This is a genomic window from Stenotrophomonas sp. 80084_Sma, assembly GCF_056481995.1.
Genome location: NZ_CM151177.1, coordinates 335,001 through 351,838, shown reverse-complemented (window position 1 = coordinate 351,838; position 16,838 = coordinate 335,001). Strand labels below are relative to the sequence as shown.

11 protein-coding genes and 4 rRNA genes (1 of these 15 only partly in view) are annotated in these 16,838 nt (G+C 65.8%); 4 read left to right on the top strand and 11 right to left on the bottom strand.

Features of this window, described 5'->3' with window-relative positions; translation table 11 throughout:
* Positions 1-6: 6 nt before the first annotated feature.
* From ctaD to ACZK3W_RS01560, 3 genes are read right to left on the bottom strand one after another with little or no spacing between them, the layout of a single operon-like run.
* Positions 7-1,614 (bottom strand): cytochrome c oxidase subunit I, encoded by a 1,608-nt coding sequence (gene ctaD, locus ACZK3W_RS01570; protein ID WP_100467696.1) that lies wholly within the window; start codon positions 1,612-1,614, stop codon positions 7-9.
* A gap of 59 nt (positions 1,615-1,673) precedes the next feature.
* Positions 1,674-2,627 (bottom strand): cytochrome c oxidase subunit II, encoded by a 954-nt coding sequence (coxB, locus tag ACZK3W_RS01565; protein ID WP_478450332.1) that lies wholly within the window; start codon positions 2,625-2,627, stop codon positions 1,674-1,676.
* 11 nt (positions 2,628-2,638) lie between these two features.
* Positions 2,639-3,115 carry a DUF2244 domain-containing protein gene (locus tag ACZK3W_RS01560; RefSeq protein ID WP_004153894.1) on the bottom strand — a complete coding sequence of 159 codons (477 nt, stop codon included), beginning with the start codon at positions 3,113-3,115 and terminating at the stop codon, positions 2,639-2,641.
* A 274-nt stretch (positions 3,116-3,389) separates the two neighbouring features.
* On the opposite strand from ACZK3W_RS01560, the gene putA reads away from it, so the two are divergent.
* On the top strand, positions 3,390-6,608 hold the full coding sequence (gene putA, locus ACZK3W_RS01555) for a bifunctional proline dehydrogenase/L-glutamate gamma-semialdehyde dehydrogenase PutA (RefSeq protein ID WP_107432928.1): 3,219 nt from the start codon (positions 3,390-3,392) through the stop codon (positions 6,606-6,608).
* A gap of 117 nt (positions 6,609-6,725) precedes the next feature.
* Here the strand turns inward: putA and pnuC are convergent, their stop codons facing one another.
* Complete coding sequence (gene pnuC, locus ACZK3W_RS01550) at positions 6,726-7,298, bottom strand: nicotinamide riboside transporter PnuC (protein ID WP_049461913.1); 573 nt, start codon at positions 7,296-7,298, stop codon at positions 6,726-6,728.
* A 142-nt stretch (positions 7,299-7,440) separates the two neighbouring features.
* Positions 7,441-8,790, bottom strand: a complete 1,350-nt coding sequence (locus ACZK3W_RS01545; protein WP_336686076.1) for an outer membrane protein transport protein — start codon at positions 8,788-8,790, stop codon at positions 7,441-7,443.
* A gap of 226 nt (positions 8,791-9,016) precedes the next feature.
* On the opposite strand from ACZK3W_RS01545, the gene ACZK3W_RS01540 reads away from it, so the two are divergent.
* Positions 9,017-9,709, top strand: a complete 693-nt coding sequence (locus ACZK3W_RS01540) for a rhomboid family intramembrane serine protease (RefSeq protein WP_134731213.1) — start codon at positions 9,017-9,019, stop codon at positions 9,707-9,709.
* 83 nt (positions 9,710-9,792) lie between these two features.
* On the opposite strand, the gene ACZK3W_RS01535 is transcribed toward ACZK3W_RS01540, so the two are convergent.
* Positions 9,793-11,241, bottom strand: coding sequence for a S41 family peptidase (locus tag ACZK3W_RS01535; RefSeq protein WP_478450331.1), 1,449 nt, complete (start codon positions 11,239-11,241; stop codon positions 9,793-9,795).
* A 108-nt stretch (positions 11,242-11,349) separates the two neighbouring features.
* Complete coding sequence (locus tag ACZK3W_RS01530) at positions 11,350-12,648, bottom strand: murein hydrolase activator EnvC family protein (protein ID WP_478450330.1); 1,299 nt, start codon at positions 12,646-12,648, stop codon at positions 11,350-11,352.
* Between the two features lie 95 nt (positions 12,649-12,743).
* Here ACZK3W_RS01530 and ACZK3W_RS01525 point away from each other — a divergent pair, with 95 nt between their 5' ends.
* Entirely contained in the window at positions 12,744-13,406 is a 663-nt protein-coding gene (locus tag ACZK3W_RS01525; RefSeq protein ID WP_032129713.1) for a DUF4097 family beta strand repeat-containing protein, read from the top strand.
* Between the two features lie 86 nt (positions 13,407-13,492).
* Complete coding sequence (locus tag ACZK3W_RS01520) at positions 13,493-15,208, top strand: M28 family metallopeptidase (RefSeq protein ID WP_049421206.1); 1,716 nt, start codon at positions 13,493-13,495, stop codon at positions 15,206-15,208.
* 383 nt (positions 15,209-15,591) lie between these two features.
* On the opposite strand, the gene rrf (ACZK3W_RS01515) is transcribed toward ACZK3W_RS01520, so the two are convergent.
* The 4 genes from rrf (ACZK3W_RS01515) to ACZK3W_RS01500 form a co-directional block, all read right to left on the bottom strand.
* Positions 15,592-15,706: ribosomal RNA gene (gene rrf, locus ACZK3W_RS01515) — 5S ribosomal RNA — on the bottom strand.
* Between the two features lie 133 nt (positions 15,707-15,839).
* Positions 15,840-15,954, bottom strand: a 5S ribosomal RNA gene (rrf, locus tag ACZK3W_RS01510).
* Positions 15,955-16,087: 133 nt separating this feature from the next.
* Positions 16,088-16,202: ribosomal RNA gene (gene rrf / locus ACZK3W_RS01505) — 5S ribosomal RNA — on the bottom strand.
* Positions 16,203-16,329: 127 nt separating this feature from the next.
* Positions 16,330-16,838 (bottom strand): 23S ribosomal RNA (locus ACZK3W_RS01500); it runs 2,372 nt beyond the window's last position.

Genomic DNA, 16,838 nt, shown 5'->3' with positions numbered 1-16,838 from the left:
CCCACCTCAATGCGTGATGTCGTCATGCGCCAGATCCCCCGGGCGGATGGTCGGCGGCGTGGTGAACGTATGCGCCGGTGCCGGCGACGGCAGCGTCCATTCCAGGCCGCGCGCACCTTCCCACGATCGGGCCTCGGCCTTCTCGCCGTTGCGCAGCGAGGACAGCAGGATCGCGGCCATCATGAACGGCGTGGCGAACATGCCGAACGCACCGATCGAGCTGATCAGGTTCCAGTCGGCGAAGGCCACGCTGTAGTCGGGAATACGCCGCGGCATGCCGGCCAGGCCGAGGAAGTGCTGCGGGAAGAACAACAGGTTGACGAACACGATCGACCACCAGAAGTGCACCTTGGCCCACTTCTCGCTATACATCCGCCCGGTCCACTTCGGCCACCAGTAGTACACCGCGGCGATCAGCGCGAACACCGCGCCGGTCACCAGCACGTAGTGGAAGTGCGCGACCACGAAGTAGGTATCGTGGTACTGGAAGTCGGCGGCGACGATCGCCAGCATCAGGCCGGAGAAGCCACCAATGGTGAACAGGATGACGAAGGCCACCGACCACAGCATCGGTGCCTCGAACGTCAGCGAGCCACGCCACATGGTGCTGACCCAGTTGAACACCTTCACCCCGGTCGGGATCGAGATCAGCATGGTGGCGAACATGAAGTAGATCTCGCCGCCCAGCGGCATGCCCACGGTGAACATGTGGTGGGCCCAGACGATGAACGACAGGAACGCGATCGCGGCGGTGGCGTACACCATCGCCTGGTAGCCGAACAGCGGCTTGCGACTGAAGGTCGGGATGATCTCGCTGACCACGCCGAAGGCGGGCAGGATCATGATGTAGACCTCGGGGTGCCCGAAGAACCAGAAGATGTGCTGGTACATCACCGGGTCACCGCCACCGGCGGCGTTGAAGAAGCTGGTGCCGAAGAACTTGTCGGTCAGCAGCATGGTCACCGCACCGGCCAGCACCGGCATCACCGCGATCAGCAGGAAGGCAGTGATGAGCCAGGCCCAGCAGAAGATCGGCATCTTCAGCAGGTCGATACCCGGCGCGCGCATGTTGAGCACGGTGGCGATGATGTTGATCGCGCCCATGATCGAACTGATGCCGGCCACGTGGATCGCGAACACGCTGAAGGCGACGTTGTAGCCGCCCTGCAGCGACAGCGGCGGGTACAACGTCCAGCCGCCGGCCGGTGCACCGCCAGGGAGGAACAGGGTCAGCAGCAGCAGGCTGAAAGCCACCGGCAACAGCCAGAACGACCAGTTGTTCATGCGCGGCAGCGCCATGTCCGGCGCGCCGATCTGCAGCGGAATCATCCAGTTGGCCAGTCCGACGAAGGCCGGCATCACGCCACCGAAGATCATCACCAGCGCATGCACGGTGGTCATCTGGTTGAAGAACTCGGGCTTGACGAACTGCAGGCCCGGCTGTGCCAGCTCGGCGCGGATCACCACGCTCATCGCCGCACCGATGATGAACATGATGAAGCTGAAACCCAGGTACAGCGTGCCGATGTCCTTGTGGTTGGTCGAGAAGAACCAACGCTCGAAGAAACTCTGCTGGTGATGGTGATCGTCGTGCCCAACTGCCGAGTGCGCCATTGCAAAACACCTCTCAGAATCGGTTGTCACCACGGCCGCGAACGGCCGCGGGCTTTACATCACGCGCCGCTGGCCGCGGTGGCAGGCGCGCTGCCGGCTTCAGCAGCGGCAGGCGCTGCAGGTGCCTCTCCCGTCGGTGCAGTCGGTTCGGCAGGTGCCGCCGGCGTTATCGGCTCGGCGGGCGGCGCCGGCTTGCGCTGCGCCAGCCACTGCTTGAACTCTTCCTTGGACACCGCCTCGACCACGATCGGCATGAAGCCATGGTCCTTGCCGCACAGCTCGGCGCACTGGCCGCGGTAGACGCCGGGCTGCTCGATGCTGGTCCAGGCCTCATTGATGAAACCGGGGATGGCGTCCTGCTTCCAGCCCAGCGCCGGCACCCACCAGGCGTGGATCACGTCGTCGGAGGTGATGACGAAGCGCACCTTGGTATCGACCGGCAGCACCAGGCGGTTGTCGACATCCAGCAGGTAATGCGGGTGAGTCTCGCGGGTCGGCACGATGCCACTTTGCCGCACGCGGTCGGACTCGCGGTCCAGGCGGCTGGTGAAGGTGACGTTCTCGCCGAGATATTCGTACTTCCACATCCACTGGTAGCCGGTGACCTTCACCGTCATCTCGGCATCGCGGGTGTCGTACATCTTGATCAGGTTGGCCGTGGCCGGCCATGCCATCACGATCAGGATGATCACCGGGATCACCGTCCAGATGATCTCGGCCTTGGTGTTGTGGCTGAAGGTGGCGGCGACCGCGCCCTTGGATTTGCGGAACTTGAAGATGGCGTAGGCCATCGCCCCGAACACGATGACGCCGATCACCGTGCAGATGATCAACGAGAGATTGTTCGATTCCCAGGCCAGGCGCGAGGTCTGGGTCACCCCCTTGCCCATGTTCAGCTGCCACGGCTTGGGATCGGCCGCCTGGGCCCAGGCCAACGCCGGCATCAGTCCCCCGGCCACCATGGCGGCGACCGCTGCAACGCACTTCGTGCCCCACCTGCTGCTTTGCTTCATTGCCTAGACCCTTAGCGTCGTCGGTTGCCGCCATCGCTGGCGGCGAGCAAGCTTTCAAGTGTCTCTGCGAGCGTCTGACGTTCGGCCGGCGCGAGGAAACTCCCCACCTCCACCTGCCGGCCGCTGGATGCCAGCCGGACCCTCTCGTCGTCGGTGAGCAGGCGCACCCAGTGGGGGTGGGCCCGGAACACCGGCGATCCACCGGGTACGGGGATGACCTCCACGTACGCCGGCACTACCCGGATCTCCTCCTGCCGTTCACCACTGCGCCACAAGGCACGCAGTGCCGCCGCCAGCACCAGGCTGTACAGCAGCGCGAACAGGGGGGCGAATGCATTGCCGGCCAACCACCCGAGGGCGGACACCAGCCACATCGCACCCGACAACACGGTGAACAACAGGACGAACTGCCGGGCATCGAGCGCCCGTGGGGGACGCAGCCGCAGCTGCGTACCTGACCCATCCGGAGCTGGAAGCACCTCGATCATGTCGCAACCGCGTTCCTGCCGCGGGAAACGTCTCGATGGTAGCCCCGCCCTCTCGCCGGTAGCAAGGGTGCATTCACACTTTTTACCATGCTGCAACACAGCATGAGGTCGGCGGTACGAATGACGAATTCAGCACAAATTCTGCCGAGCTTGCTGAACACGCTGAATCCACCGCAGCTAGGGGCTATCAGCGCTTCACGAAGGTGGCTGATGGGCACTTCCGCAACCCGGAAAAATGATTAAAATCGCCAAGTTTTCCACTGGCCGGACCGGCATGAACGCACCTTCCTCCTCCCCTGCCGCCCACGACGCTCCGCGTCCCGGCGCGCTGCTGTCGCCGGAACTGCCGGCGCCCCCCAACCCGTTCCGCCAGGCCATCACCGATGGCTGGTTGAAGGACGAGGCCAGCCACGTGCGCGAGCTGCTGGCGCAGGCCCGCCTGCCCGCCGAAGAGCAGGCCAAGGTGCAGGCGCTGGCCGCCGACCTGGTCGGCCGCGTGCGCGTGCGTGCCAAGGACCAGGGTGCGATCGAAGCCTTCATGCGCCAGTACGACCTGGGCAGCGAGGAAGGCGTGCTGCTGATGTGCGTGGCCGAGGCGCTGCTGCGCATTCCGGACCAGGACACCGCCGACAAGCTGATCCGCGACAAGCTGGCCGATGCCGACTGGGAAAAGCACCTGGGCGGCAGCGACTCGGTGCTGGTCAACGCCTCCACCTGGGGCCTGATGCTGACCGGCAAGCTGGTGCAGATGAACGACGCCACCCGTGCCGATGCGCCCAGCGCGTTCAAGCGCCTGGTCGGCCGCGTCGGTGAGCCGGTGGTGCGCCTGGCCGTGCGCCAGGCGATGAAGATCATGGGCCACCAGTTCGTCATGGGCCGCACCATCAGCGAAGCGCTGTCGCGCTCGCACAAGGGCGACAACGCGAACTACCGCTACTCCTTCGACATGCTGGGCGAAGGCGCGCTGACCATGAAGGACGCGCTGCGCTACCTGGAAGACTACCGTCGTGCGATCCACGCCATCGGCGGCGACCACAAGGCACGCGGCGGCCGTCCGGACGGCGACGTCAACAACGCGCCGGGCATCTCGATCAAGCTGTCGGCGCTGTACCCGCGCTACGAGCACGCCAAGCGCGAGCGCGTGCTGAAGGACCTGGTGCCGGGCGTGCTGGAACTGGCACAACTGGCCAAGAGCTACGGCATCGGCTGCACCGTCGACGCCGAAGAGTCCGACCGCCTGGAACTGTCGCTGGACATCATCGAGCAGGTGTTCTCCGACGCCTCGCTGGCCGGCTGGGATGGCTTTGGTGTGGTCGTGCAGGCCTACCAGAAGCGCACGCCGTACACGATCGACCACCTGGCCGACATGGCGCGCCGCGCCGGTCGCCGCCTGCAGGTGCGCCTGGTCAAGGGCGCCTACTGGGACGCCGAGATCAAGCGCGCGCAGATCGAAGGCTACCCGGGCTACCCGGTGTTCACCCGCAAGCAGAACACCGATGTCTCCTACCTGGCCTGCGCCAAGCGCCTGTTCACGCATGCCGACGCGATCTACCCGATGTTCGCCACGCACAACGCGCACACCATCGCGGCCGTGCGCAGCATCGCCAATGGCGGCGTGTACGAGCACCAGAAGCTGCACGGCATGGGCGACGACCTGTACGCCGAAGTAGTGCCGGCCGATCGCTTGAACCTGCCCTGCCGCGTGTATGCGCCGGTCGGTTCGCATGAAGACCTGCTGCCGTACCTGGTGCGTCGCCTGCTGGAAAACGGCGCCAACTCCAGCTTCGTCAACCGCATCACCGACGAGCGCGTGCCGATCGCCGACCTGATCCGCGATCCGGTCGAGATGGTTGCTTCGTTCGAATCGATTCCGCATCCCAAGATCCCGCTGCCGGTTGACCTGCTGCGCAGCCAGAACCACGACAGGAAGAACTCCATGGGCGCCAACCTCGCCAACGACAACGAACTGCGCGCCCTCGCCGAGCAGATCAACGCTGCAGTGAAGCCGTGGCAGGCCGCCCCGCTGGTGCCGGGTGCGAACCCGGCCGGCGCCGCGCTGCCGGTGACCAATCCGGCCGACACCCGCGAAGTGGTCGGCCAGTGGCTGGCCGCCGATGCCGCCACCGTGCAGAAGGCCCTGGCCAACGCCGTGGCCGCGCAGCCGGCCTGGAACCGCACCCCGGCCGCCAGCCGCGCCGCCATCCTCGAGCACGCCGCCGACCAGCTGGAAGCGCGCATGCCGGAGTTCATGGCGCTGTGCGTGAAGGAAGCTGGCAAGAGCCTGCCCGACAGCATCGCCGAAGTGCGCGAAGCGGTGGACTTCCTGCGCTACTACGCCAAGCAGGCGCGCGAGCAGTTCAGCCACGCCGAGAAGCTGCCAAGCCCGACCGGTGAGTCCAACGAGCTGCAACTGCACGGCCGTGGCGTGTTCGTCTGCATCAGCCCGTGGAACTTCCCGCTGGCGATCTTCCTGGGCCAGGTCGCTGCCGCCCTGGCCGCCGGCAACAGCGTCATCGCCAAGCCGGCCGAGCAGACCAACCTGATCGGCTACTACGCGGTGAAGCTGCTGCACGACGCCGGCGTGCCGGCCGAGGTGGTGCAGTTCCTGCCGGGCGACGGTGCCACCGTCGGTGCCGCGCTGACCGCCGACCCGCGCGTGGCCGGCGTGGCCTTCACCGGCTCCACCGACACCGCCCGTGCGATCAACCGCGCGATGGCCGCACGTGACGCCGCCATCGGTGTGCTGATTGCCGAGACCGGTGGCCAGAATGCCTTCATTGCCGACTCCTCGGCACTGCCGGAACAGCTGGTCAAGGACGCGATCGGTTCGGCCTTCACCTCTGCCGGCCAGCGTTGCTCGGCCGCGCGCGTGCTGTTCGTGCAGGACGACATCGCCGACAAGGTGATGACCATGCTGGCCGGTGCGATGAAGGAACTGAAGGTCGGCAACCCCGGCCTGCTGTCCACCGACGTCGGCCCGGTGATCGACGCCGATGCGCTGAAGATCCTGCAGGACCACGCCGAACGCATGGACCGCGAAGCGCGCCTGATTGCTGCCGCCGAGCTGTCTGCCGAAGCGGCCAATGGCACCTTCTTCGCGCCACGTGCGTACGAACTGAAGGACCTGGGCCAACTGCAGAAGGAAGTGTTCGGTCCAGTCCTGCACGTCATCCGCTGGAAGGGCGACCAGCTCGACGCGGTGATCGACCAGATCAACGCCACCGGCTACGGCCTGACCCTGGGCGTGCATTCGCGCATTGACGAGACCGTCGACCGTATCAGCAACGGCGTCCACGTCGGCAACGTCTACGTCAACCGCAACCAGATCGGTGCGGTGGTCGGCGTGCAGCCGTTCGGCGGCCAGGGCCTGTCCGGCACCGGCCCGAAGGCCGGCGGCCCGCACTACCTGCTGCGCTTCGCCACCGAAAAGACGGTGACGGTGAACACCACCGCCGCCGGCGGCAACGCCTCGCTGCTGACCCTGGGCGACTGATCGCCCGGTAGTTGCAGTGAACGAAAAACCCCGCGAAAGCGGGGTTTTTTGTGCTTTTTTCCTGTAGCGCCGAGCCCATGCTCGGCTTGTACGGTGCAGCCGAGCGTGGGCTCGGCGCTACACCCGCATCAGGCCGCGCCAATGACGCAACGCCACCAGCGCGTTGATCCAGAAGCCCACGTACAGGATCGAGGTCAGGTGCAGGCCACGGCTGTAGTACAGCGGCACTGCCACGGTGTTCACCAACAGCCACACCCACCACGATTCCAGCTTGCGCCGCATCATCAGGATCTGCGCGATCACGCTCAGCACCAGTACCGCCGAATCGATGTAGGGCGCGTAGGCGTTGGTCAGGCGGGTCAGCATCCAGCCGTAGCCGAACGTGGCCACCACCGCCAGCGGCGCCAGCCAGGCCCATGCACGCGGTCGCAGCGAGGTGATCGGCAGCGGCGCACCATGGTCGCCGCGCAGCCACTGCCACCAGCCCAGCACGCTGATGGCGATGAAGAAGAACTGCAGCACCATGTCTGCGTACAGGTGCGAACGCTCGAACACGGCGGCGAACAATGTGCAGCCGACGATGCCCAGCCACCAGGTGTGCACGTTGTTGCGGCCGGCCAGCAGGATCGAGCCGGCGACGGCAATGTTGGCAGCCAGCTCCAGCTGGAAGTTCGGATCGGACAGGTTCATGGCGCTATTGTCGTGGATCCACGCCGTGGATGGCTGCGCTCTTCAGTAGATCCACGCCACGCGTGGATGGCCCGTGGCCACAGAAAAAGAAAGCCCCGCTTGCGCGGGGCCTTCCGAGTACTGCGTCAGGCCGAGGCCCGAATCAGAACTTGTACTGGAACGAAGCCGCCAGCACGTCGCCACGGACCTTGTACTTGCCCGACAGCGAGTTGCCCTGGTTGGCAGTGGTGGCACGCACGTTCACGTTCGGATCGCTGGTGAACAGGTGGGTGTAGCCAAAGTTGTACTCGGTGTTTGCCGACGGGGTCCAGCCCACGCCCAGCGACAGCCACTTGCGGCTGGTATCCGGCACGCGCACGTCGCGGTGTGCGTCGGTGGTCGGGGTCTGGTCCAGTGCAACACCACCGCGCAGGGTGACGGTGTCGCTCAGCTTGTAGTCGGCGCCCAGCGACACGAAGGTGGTGTCACGGTAGCCGAACTCCAGGACCGAGTCCGCCTGCGGCGACGCGTAGTCGACGGTGACGCTGTCAAAGGCGGTCGACCAGGCGGTACGGGTCACGTCGCCCATCACGGTCCAGCGGTCGTTGACCTTGTGGGTCACGCTCAGGGTGGCCGAGGCCGGCATGGTCACCGTGGCCTTGCCGCTGGTGTCCATGAACCAGCCGCGGGTACGCGGCGAGTTGGTCAGCAGCGAACGGGCGCGGTCGGCGTCGCGGAAGGTCGCATCACCACCGGTGATCTTGTGCTCGACCTTCGAACGGTAGCTCAGGCCGATGTGGGTGTTCTCGTCGATCGAGAACAGGCCACCGACGGTCCAGCCCACGGCATTGTTGTCACCCTCGATCTTCAGGGTGCCATCCGCGCTACCCGGGGCAAAGTTCGGAACGCCTGCGCCGGCCAGGATGCTGCCGTAGTCGACGGCGTTGCTCAGCTCGATGGTCAGGTGCTCGACGAACACCGACGCGCCGAAGGACACGTACGGGTTGACGTCATACGACGCAGCGAAGCCGAGGTCGATGGCCTTCAGATCGGTCTTCAGGCCGCTGTAACGACCGACCCAACCGTTGTCGTATTCGGTCTTGAAGCCGAACGGTGCGGTCAGCGACACACCGAAGTGGGCCTTCTCGCCGATCGGCATGTGGAAGTACGCAGCCGGGACCGGAGCGATCATGCCGGCGTCGCCGCCGTCACCACCGGTCTGCGGGCGGCCTGCCGCATTGCGGCCCTGGCCCTTGAACTCGGCCTTGAAGCTGATGGCGCTCAGGTCGCCCTGGACCATCGTGCCTTCCAGCTGGCGCATGCCGGCCGGGTTGACGGCGATGATGGAGGCGTCGCCTTCGGCGCTGCCGGAACCGGCGAACGCGCGGCCGAGGCCCTTGGCGCTGTTTTCCTTCAGCTGGAAGGCAGCAGCGTTGGCGTCGGCGGCGGCCAGCGCACCGGCAACGCCGACGGCCAGCAGGGTCAGACGGGCAATGGTGGAAGCGGTTTGCATCGTAGTTCTCTCTCCGGTAAGCGGTGATGGTGCTCTGAGTGCGCCTGCGCCCGGCAGGCCTTGGGGCCCTTCGGAGCGCGCCGGATTCCCCTCCCGACATACGACGCCGTATGCGAGTATTACCCAGAGCTGTTAATGAAACAATAACAGCGCAGGCGCTTTTTTCGTCCCAGAAGCTGAACAGGACAATCCCCGCCGTAAGCGCCCGCACGCTAGGCTATTGCCCATGTTCGTCTCCCTCCCGTCGCGCAAGAAGGCGGCCCTGCGCTGGGCCACGCCCGTGCTGTTTGCGGCACTGTGGCTGGCGTTCCTGTGGTCGATCTCGCGTCCGGACGACGCCCGGGGCAGCCTCTGGCTGGACTGGGGCGCCCTGTCCACCGGCCTGACCCACCCGCTGGACTGGTGGGCGACCCTGCAGGACGGCAGCGTGCTGCGGCTGTTCACGGCCCTGTTCCTGCACGCGGACTGGTCACACCTGCTGGGCAACCTGGTATTCCTGCTGATCTTCGGCCTGCCTGCTGAGCGGGTGCTGGGCCCGTGGCGGCTGCTGCTGCTGTTCCTGGTCGGAGGCGCGGTGTCCAACCTGGTGGCGATCTACACCATGGGCAGCCCGGACCAGATCATCATCGGTGCCAGCGGCGCGGTGTCCGCACTGATCGGCGCCTATCTGGCCCTGTTCCCGAGCGCCCGGCTGGGCGTGGTCATTCCGCTCGGCCTGTTCCTGGAGTTCGTGCGCGCCCCGGCCTACCTGCTGATCGGCGTCTGGGCCGCCCTGCAGGTGGTGTTCGCCCATATCGGCCCAAGCTTCGGCATGGTGGCCTGGTGGGCGCACATCGGCGGCTTCGTGTTCGGCGTGGTGTACGGGGTCTACGTGCGGGCGGCCATCGCCCGCCGCCTGCGCAAGCGCCACGGCTTCTGACCCCTGGTAGTGCCGGCCGCTGGCCGGCTCCACGCGCACCCGCTCGTTCTTGGATCAGTCGAGCACGGCTCGACTCTACAGAATCAGGGCTTGGCCGGGACGGGTGCGGGCTTCGCTTCCGGCTTCGCTTCCGGCTTCGCTTCTCCCTTCGCCTCCGGCTTCGCGGCAGCGGCCTTCGCAGCCTTGGCCGCATCCACTTTCGCCGCTTCGGCCTTCAAGCGTGCAGCCACCGAACCCGGGTTCTTCAGCTCGGCCAGCGCGTCGTTGATCGGGCCATCGCCCGGCAGTACCGCACCGGCGTGATAGCCCTCGGTGCCCTCGTCGTCACCGCGCAGATGGCCCGGCAGGGTCGCTTCGCTGTAATCGCTCAGGCTGGCCGGCAGTGCATCCTCGGCCGGCGTAGCGGCCGGCTTCAGTTCGACCTCCGGCACGATGCCCGTGGCCTGGATCGACTTGCCGCTGGGCGTGTAATAACGCGCGGTGGTCAGCTTCACCGAGTCACCGTTGTCCAGCGGCAGCACGGTCTGCACCGAGCCCTTGCCGAAGGTGCGGCTGCCAACCACGCGGGCGCGCTTGTTGTCGCGCAGTGCGCCGGCCAGCACTTCCGAGGCACTGGCCGAACCGGCGTCGACCAGCACCACCACCGGTGCGCCCTTCAGCAGGTCGCCCGGCGTTGCATCGAAACGTGCATCGCTGATGCTGATGCGGCCGCGGGTACTGACGATGTTGCCCTTGTCGAGCAGGTCGTCGGCCACCTGCACGGCAGCGGTCAGCAGGCCACCCGGGTTGCTGCGCAGATCCAGCACCAGGCCCTTGAGCTGGCCACCGGACTGCTTCTGCAGCTGCTGCACGTGCTTCTGGAAGTCCGAACCGGTGTCGGCCTGGAACGTACTCAGGCGAATGTAGCCATAGCCCGGTTCCAGCAGGCGGCTGCGCACGCTGGTCACGCGGATGGTCTGGCGGGTGAGACTGACATCGAACGGCTTGGGCTTGCCTTCGCGCACGATGGTCAGCACCACCTTGCTGCCGGCCGGGCCGCGCAGCGGTTCGCTGGCATCGATCGCGCTGATCGGCTTGCCGTCGATGGCGATGATCAGGTCACCGGCGAGGATGCCGGCCTTGGCCGCCGGCGTGTCGTCGATCGGCGAGATCACCTTCATGCTGGCGTTGTCCGGCTGCTGCTGCAGCTCAACGCCGATGCCTTCGTAGGCGCCGCTGGCCTGTTCGTCGAAGGCCTGCGCGTCTTCCTTGTTGAAGTAGGTGCTGTGCGGGTCGAGGTCGAGCAGCAGGCCACGCACCGCTGCCTGCATCAGCTTCTTGTCATCGACCGGATCGACGTAGGCGGCCCGCACTGCGTTGTAGACAGCCACGAAGCGGCGGATGTCCTCCAGCGGCACCTTCGAGGTCACCGCCTCCTCGCTGCTCGCTGCCTGCCCGCCGGTTTCCTGGCTCGGGGCGGGCGCGGTCTGCTGCGCCCAGGACAGCGCTGGCAACAGGGCCAGCAAGAGGGTGGCGGTACGGGCTGCGCGCATGGATCACTCCTGTCGACGGTGGCATGGTGCCCAAGGCACATGCACCGATTATGCGCGAAGCACAGCTAAATTCCCGTTGAATCCAGCCCGCACGTGGCGAGCGGGGATTCAGCGCCGCTGCAGCCAGCTGTCCGGATTCACCGGTTGCCCGCCACGACGCAGCTCGAAGTACAGCGCGGTGACCCCTTGGCCCCCCGAGTTGCCGACCTTGGCCACCGCATCACCACGGCTGACCCGTGCACCGGCGTCCTTGAGCAGGGTGTCGTTGTGGGCGTACAGGCTCATGTAGCCATTGCCGTGGTCGACGATCAGGATCATGCCGTAGCCGGTCATCCAGTCGGAGAACACCACGGTACCGTCGGCCACGGCGGTGACGGTGCTGCCGGCCGGTGCGCCGATCAGCACGCCGCTGCTGGTACGCCCGTCAGGCAGCTTGCCGCCGTAGCGGGCCAGCAGGTTGCCGGACAACGGCCAACCCAGGCCCCCCACCTTCGGCGCCGGTGCGGAAGCCACCGCCGGCGGAACCTTGGTGGGCGGTGGCGGCCGTCCCTGTGCCGCGGCCTGGCGTGCGGCACGTTCGGCAGCGGCCTTCTCCGCTGCCGCACGGCGCGCAGCCGCGCGACGCTCGGCCTCGGCACGGGCGGCGGCCGCACGCAGATTGGCCAGCAGTGTTTCCAGCGCCTTGGCGTCCTGGCCCAGCGCCTGTTCCTTCTCGCGCTGGTCCTTGAAGCGCTCGTCCAGCGAGGCCACGGTCTTTGCACGATCGCGGCGGTCGGCTTCCAGCGCCGCTGCCTGCTGCTTCTGGTCCTGCTGCGCCCCCTGCAGCTTCTGCTTGCGCTCGGCAATCTGTGCCTGCAGCGCTTCCAGTTCCTTCAGGTCGGCCGTCAGCGTGGTGATGCGCTGGGCCCGCTCGCGCTGCAGGTAGCGGTGGTAGGCCAGGGCGCGATTGGCATCGGCCACCGTGTCCTGCGACAGCAGCAGCTTCAATGGTGCGTGGTTGCCCAGCTGGTAGCCCGCACGCAGCAGGCCGGCCAGCTCGCGATGCTGCTGGGCGAGGTTGGCCTGCAGCGTGCTGCGGCGTTGTTCGGCCTCGGCCAGGGCGTGGCCCTGCTCGCGCAGCGCGGTTTCCGTCTGCGCAAGCGCGCGGCCGGTGCGGGCCACCTTCTCGTCGGCCTCACGCAGCTGCTGCGAGGCCTGGCCACGCTGGCCCTCGATCTGCCGGCGCTCCTGCGCCACGCCCTTCAGTTCACTGCGCAGTTTCTGCAGCTTGCGCTCGGTCTCGCGCGTGGTCTGCGCGGCACCCGGCAGCGGCAACGCCAGTGCCAAGGCCAGCCCCAACAGCAGGCAGCGCCCGCCGCGAGCAGCGGCGATGTGATGTCGGCGTGATGGGAAGGCGTTGTTGCGCAAGGGCTTTCCAGTGACTTCAGGCAGTTGCAGGGGGTACCGGGGAATGGTGACATCTCCGCACGCGGCCTGCCAGCCGCACATCCATCGAGGTCCCCATGAAAGCTCTCTCCATTCCGCTGCTGTTGGGCGTACTGCTGGTCACCGGGCCAGTGGCAGCGCAGGAAAACATCAGCAAGGTCAACGGCAGCATCAGCGCCGAACCCGGCCAGCGCTACGGCAAGCTGGACACCGTCAACGGCGGCATCCGCGTCGGCGAAGGCGTCGAGACCGGCAGCATCGACACCGTCAACGGCGGGGTCAAGGTCGCCGATCGCGCGCGCACCGGCAAGATCGAAACGGTCAACGGCGGCGTACGCCTGGGCCGCGAAGTGATCGCACACGGCAGCGTCAGCACCGTCAACGGCAGCATCTTCAGCGATCGCGGCAGCCAGATCGAAGGCGGCGTTGAAACCGTGAACGGTGGCATCGGGCTGGTCGAAAGCCGCGTCGGCAACGACGTGGAAACCGTCAACGGTGACATCACCGTGGGCATCGGTTCGCAGGTCAAGGGCGGTGTGCACGTGCGCAAGCCAAACTTCAGCGTCTCGCTGACCGCCAGCCGCAAGCCACGCGTGATCATCGGTCCGAATGCCGTGGTGGACGGCCCGTTGCAGTTCGAACGCGAGGTGGTGCTGTACGTGCACCGCACGGCCCGCATCGGCCCGGTCACCGGCGCCGAGCCGATCCCGTTCGACACCGAAACCGCTCCGGCGGACTGAGCACACCGCGCCCATCGGTTCGGTGATACTCGCTGTTACCGGTCGTACACGTGGTGCGGCCGCCCTTTGTTTTCCAGGAATCGACGATGCCCCGCAAACTCCTCCTGTGCCTGGCCGCTGCGGCCGCGCTCAGTGCCTGCAAAGGCGAAGACACGCCGGCGCCCGCGCCGGCCACCGACACCGCCGCTGCCAAGCCGGCGGCCCATGCGTTCTCGCCGGAGATCAACGCCGGCGACTTCGCCGAGATGGTCAAGACGCTGGCTTCGGATGAATTCGAAGGCCGCGCCCCGGGCAGCAAGGGCGAGGAACTGACGGTCAACTACATCCGCGACCAGATGCAGCGCATCGGCCTGCAGCCCGGCAACGGCGACAGCTGGTTCCAGGATGTGCCGATGACCGAGACCACGGCCGACGAATCGACCGTGCTGAAGATCACCCAGGGCGGCAAGACCACCGAGCTGAAGTTCGGCACCGACATGGTGGTGGGTACCCGTACCGGCCAGGCCGAGGTGAAGGTCGATGCCAGCGACCTGGTGTTCGTCGGCTACGGCGTCGACGCGCCGGAGCAGAAGTGGAACGACTACGCCGGCCAGGACTGGAAGGGCAAAACGGTCGTCATGTTCGTCAACGACCCGGGCTTCCATGTCGATGACGCGAAGCTGTTCGACGGCAAGCGCATGACCTATTACGGGCGCTGGACCTACAAGTTCGAGGAGGCTGCGCGAAAGGGCGCCGCTGCCGCGCTGATCGTGCACGACACCGCCGGCGCTTCCTACGGCTGGGATGTGGTGAAGAACTCCTGGGCAGGCCCGCAGTACGACCTGCCGGCCAAGGATGACCCGGAAGCCCGCATTCCGGTGCAGGGCTGGCTGAGTGCCGACGCTGCCAAGGCGCTGTTCGCCGGTGCCGGCCTGGACCTGGCGCAGGCCTACAAGGACGCCAGCAAGCGCGGCTTCAAGCCGGTGCCGCTGAAGGCCACCGCTGCGGTCGATCTGAAGAGCCAGATCGCGCAGAAGCAATCGCGCAACGTGGTGGGCGTACTGCCGGGCAGCAAGCGTGCCGACGAGGCCGTGCTGTACATGGCGCACTGGGATCACCTGGGCAAGCACGAGGGCGAGACCGGCGACAACATCTACAACGGCGCGGTCGACAACGCGACCGGCGTGGCCGGCATTCTCGAGGTGGCTGAAGCAATGGCCCACCAGGAGCCGAAGCCGGAACGTTCGGTGGTGTTCCTGGCGGTGACCCTGGAAGAATCCGGCCTGCTGGGTTCGAAGTACTACGTTGCCCATCCGACCTTCCCGCTGGACAAGATCGCCGGCGTGATCAACATCGACGCGATGTCGGTGGCCGGCCGTGCCAAGGACGTTACCGTCACCGGCTTCGGCAGCTCGGAGCTGGAAGACATCCTCAAGCCGCTGGCCGCGGCCCAGGACCGTACCCTGCACGGCGAGACCTCGGTACAGAGTGGCTTCTACTTCCGTTCCGATCACTTCAACTTCGCCAAGGCCGGTGTGCCGGCCCTGTACGCCGATGGCGGCGAAGACCTGCGCGAGGGTGGCGTGGACGCGGGCCGCAAGGCTGCAGCCGACTACGGCGCCAACCGCTACCACGGCCCGAAGGACGAGTTCGATGCGGCCACCTGGAAGCTGGACGGCACCGTCGAAGACCTGCAGCTGATGTACGGCGTCGGCAAGGAACTGGCCGGTGGCGATCGTTGGCCGAACTGGTACGAAGGCAACCCGTTCAAGGCAGCCCGCGACGCGATGATGAAGGACAAGGCCCCGGCTGCGGCGAAGTAGCGTCGAGCTTGCTCGACTGAGTACTGAAGCAAGCCAAGGCGGCGCCCGCAAGGGCGCCGCTTTTTTGTGTGTGATCGCGCCCTGCAGTTTTAGATGCCAACCTTGGTTGGCGCCGTGGTTCCGTGCAGAGAGCATCCACGCATGGCGTGGATCTACTTGTAGTGCCTGCCGCTGGCCGGCAAACGATCGCTGTGTGGGCCAGCTGTTGGTAGCTGCCAACCTTGGTTGGCGCCGTGGTTCCTCACGGAGGGCATCCACGCATGGCGTGGATCTACCGGGCGATGTAACGCCGTCGGGCTGCCGGCCAGCGGCCGGCACTACCCGCATTTCGCGCGCACAAAGAAAAACCCCGCTGCGTGAGCAGCGGGGTTTTTGGGTATAAACCCTGGCGATGACCTACTCTCGCATGGCTTGAGCCACACTACCATCGGCGCAGCTGCGTTTCACTTCCGAGTTCGGGATGGGATCGGGTGGTTCCACAGCGCTAATTTCACCAGGGAGACGGTTGCAGCAGCGCTTGCAGCGCCAGCTTCGCGATCTTGCCCTTGGGGCGGAAGGCACCCGGGAAATGCAGTGCCTTCACTTAATAAGAAAAACCCCGCTGCGTGAGCAGCGGGGTTTTGGGTATAAACCCTGGCGATGACCTACTCTCGCATGGCTTGAGCCACACTACCATCGGCGCAGCCGCGTTTCACTTCCGAGTTCGGGATGGGATCGGGTGGTTCCACAGCGCTAATTTCACCAGGGAGACGGTTGCAGCAGCGCTTGCAGCGCCAGCTTCGCGATCTTGCCCTTGGGGCGGAAGGTACCCGGAAAATGCAGTGCCTTCACTTAATAAGAAAAACCCCGCTGCGTAAGCAGCGGGGTTTTGGGTGTAAACCCTGGCGATGACCTACTCTCGCATGGCTTGAGCCACACTACCATCGGCGCAGCTGCGTTTCACTTCCGAGTTCGGGATGGGATCGGGTGGTTCCACAGCGCTAATTTCACCAGGGAGGCGGTTGGAGCGTCGCCATCCGATACAGCTGGATAAGGCGCCTGCCTCTCGTAGTTCTTGTGACGTAGCGTGCACTTGGATGCTCTTACGACGTTGTCGTAAAGCCAAGGCAACTTGAGGTTATATGGTCAAGCCTCTCGGATCATTAGTATCAGTTAGCTCAATACATTGCTGTACTTACACACCTGACCTATCAACCACGTAGTCTACATGGTTCCTTCAGGGGGCTTGTGCCCCGGGAGATCTCATCTTGAGGCGCGCTTCCCGCTTAGATGCTTTCAGCGGTTATCGCTTCCGAACATAGCTACCCGGCAATGCCACTGGCGTGACAACCGGAACACCAGAGGTTCGTCCACTCCGGTCCTCTCGTACTAGGAGCAGCCCCTCTCAAATCTCCAACGCCCATGGCAGATAGGGACCGAACTGTCTCACGACGTTCTGAACCCAGCTCGCGTACCACTTTAAATGGCGAACAGCCATACCCTTGGGACCGACTACAGCCCCAGGATGTGATGAGCCGACATCGAGGTGCCAAACACCGCCGTCGATATGAACTCTTGGGCGGTATCAGCCTGTTATCCCCGGAGTACCTTTTATCCGTTGAGCGATGGCCCTTCCATACAGAACCACCGG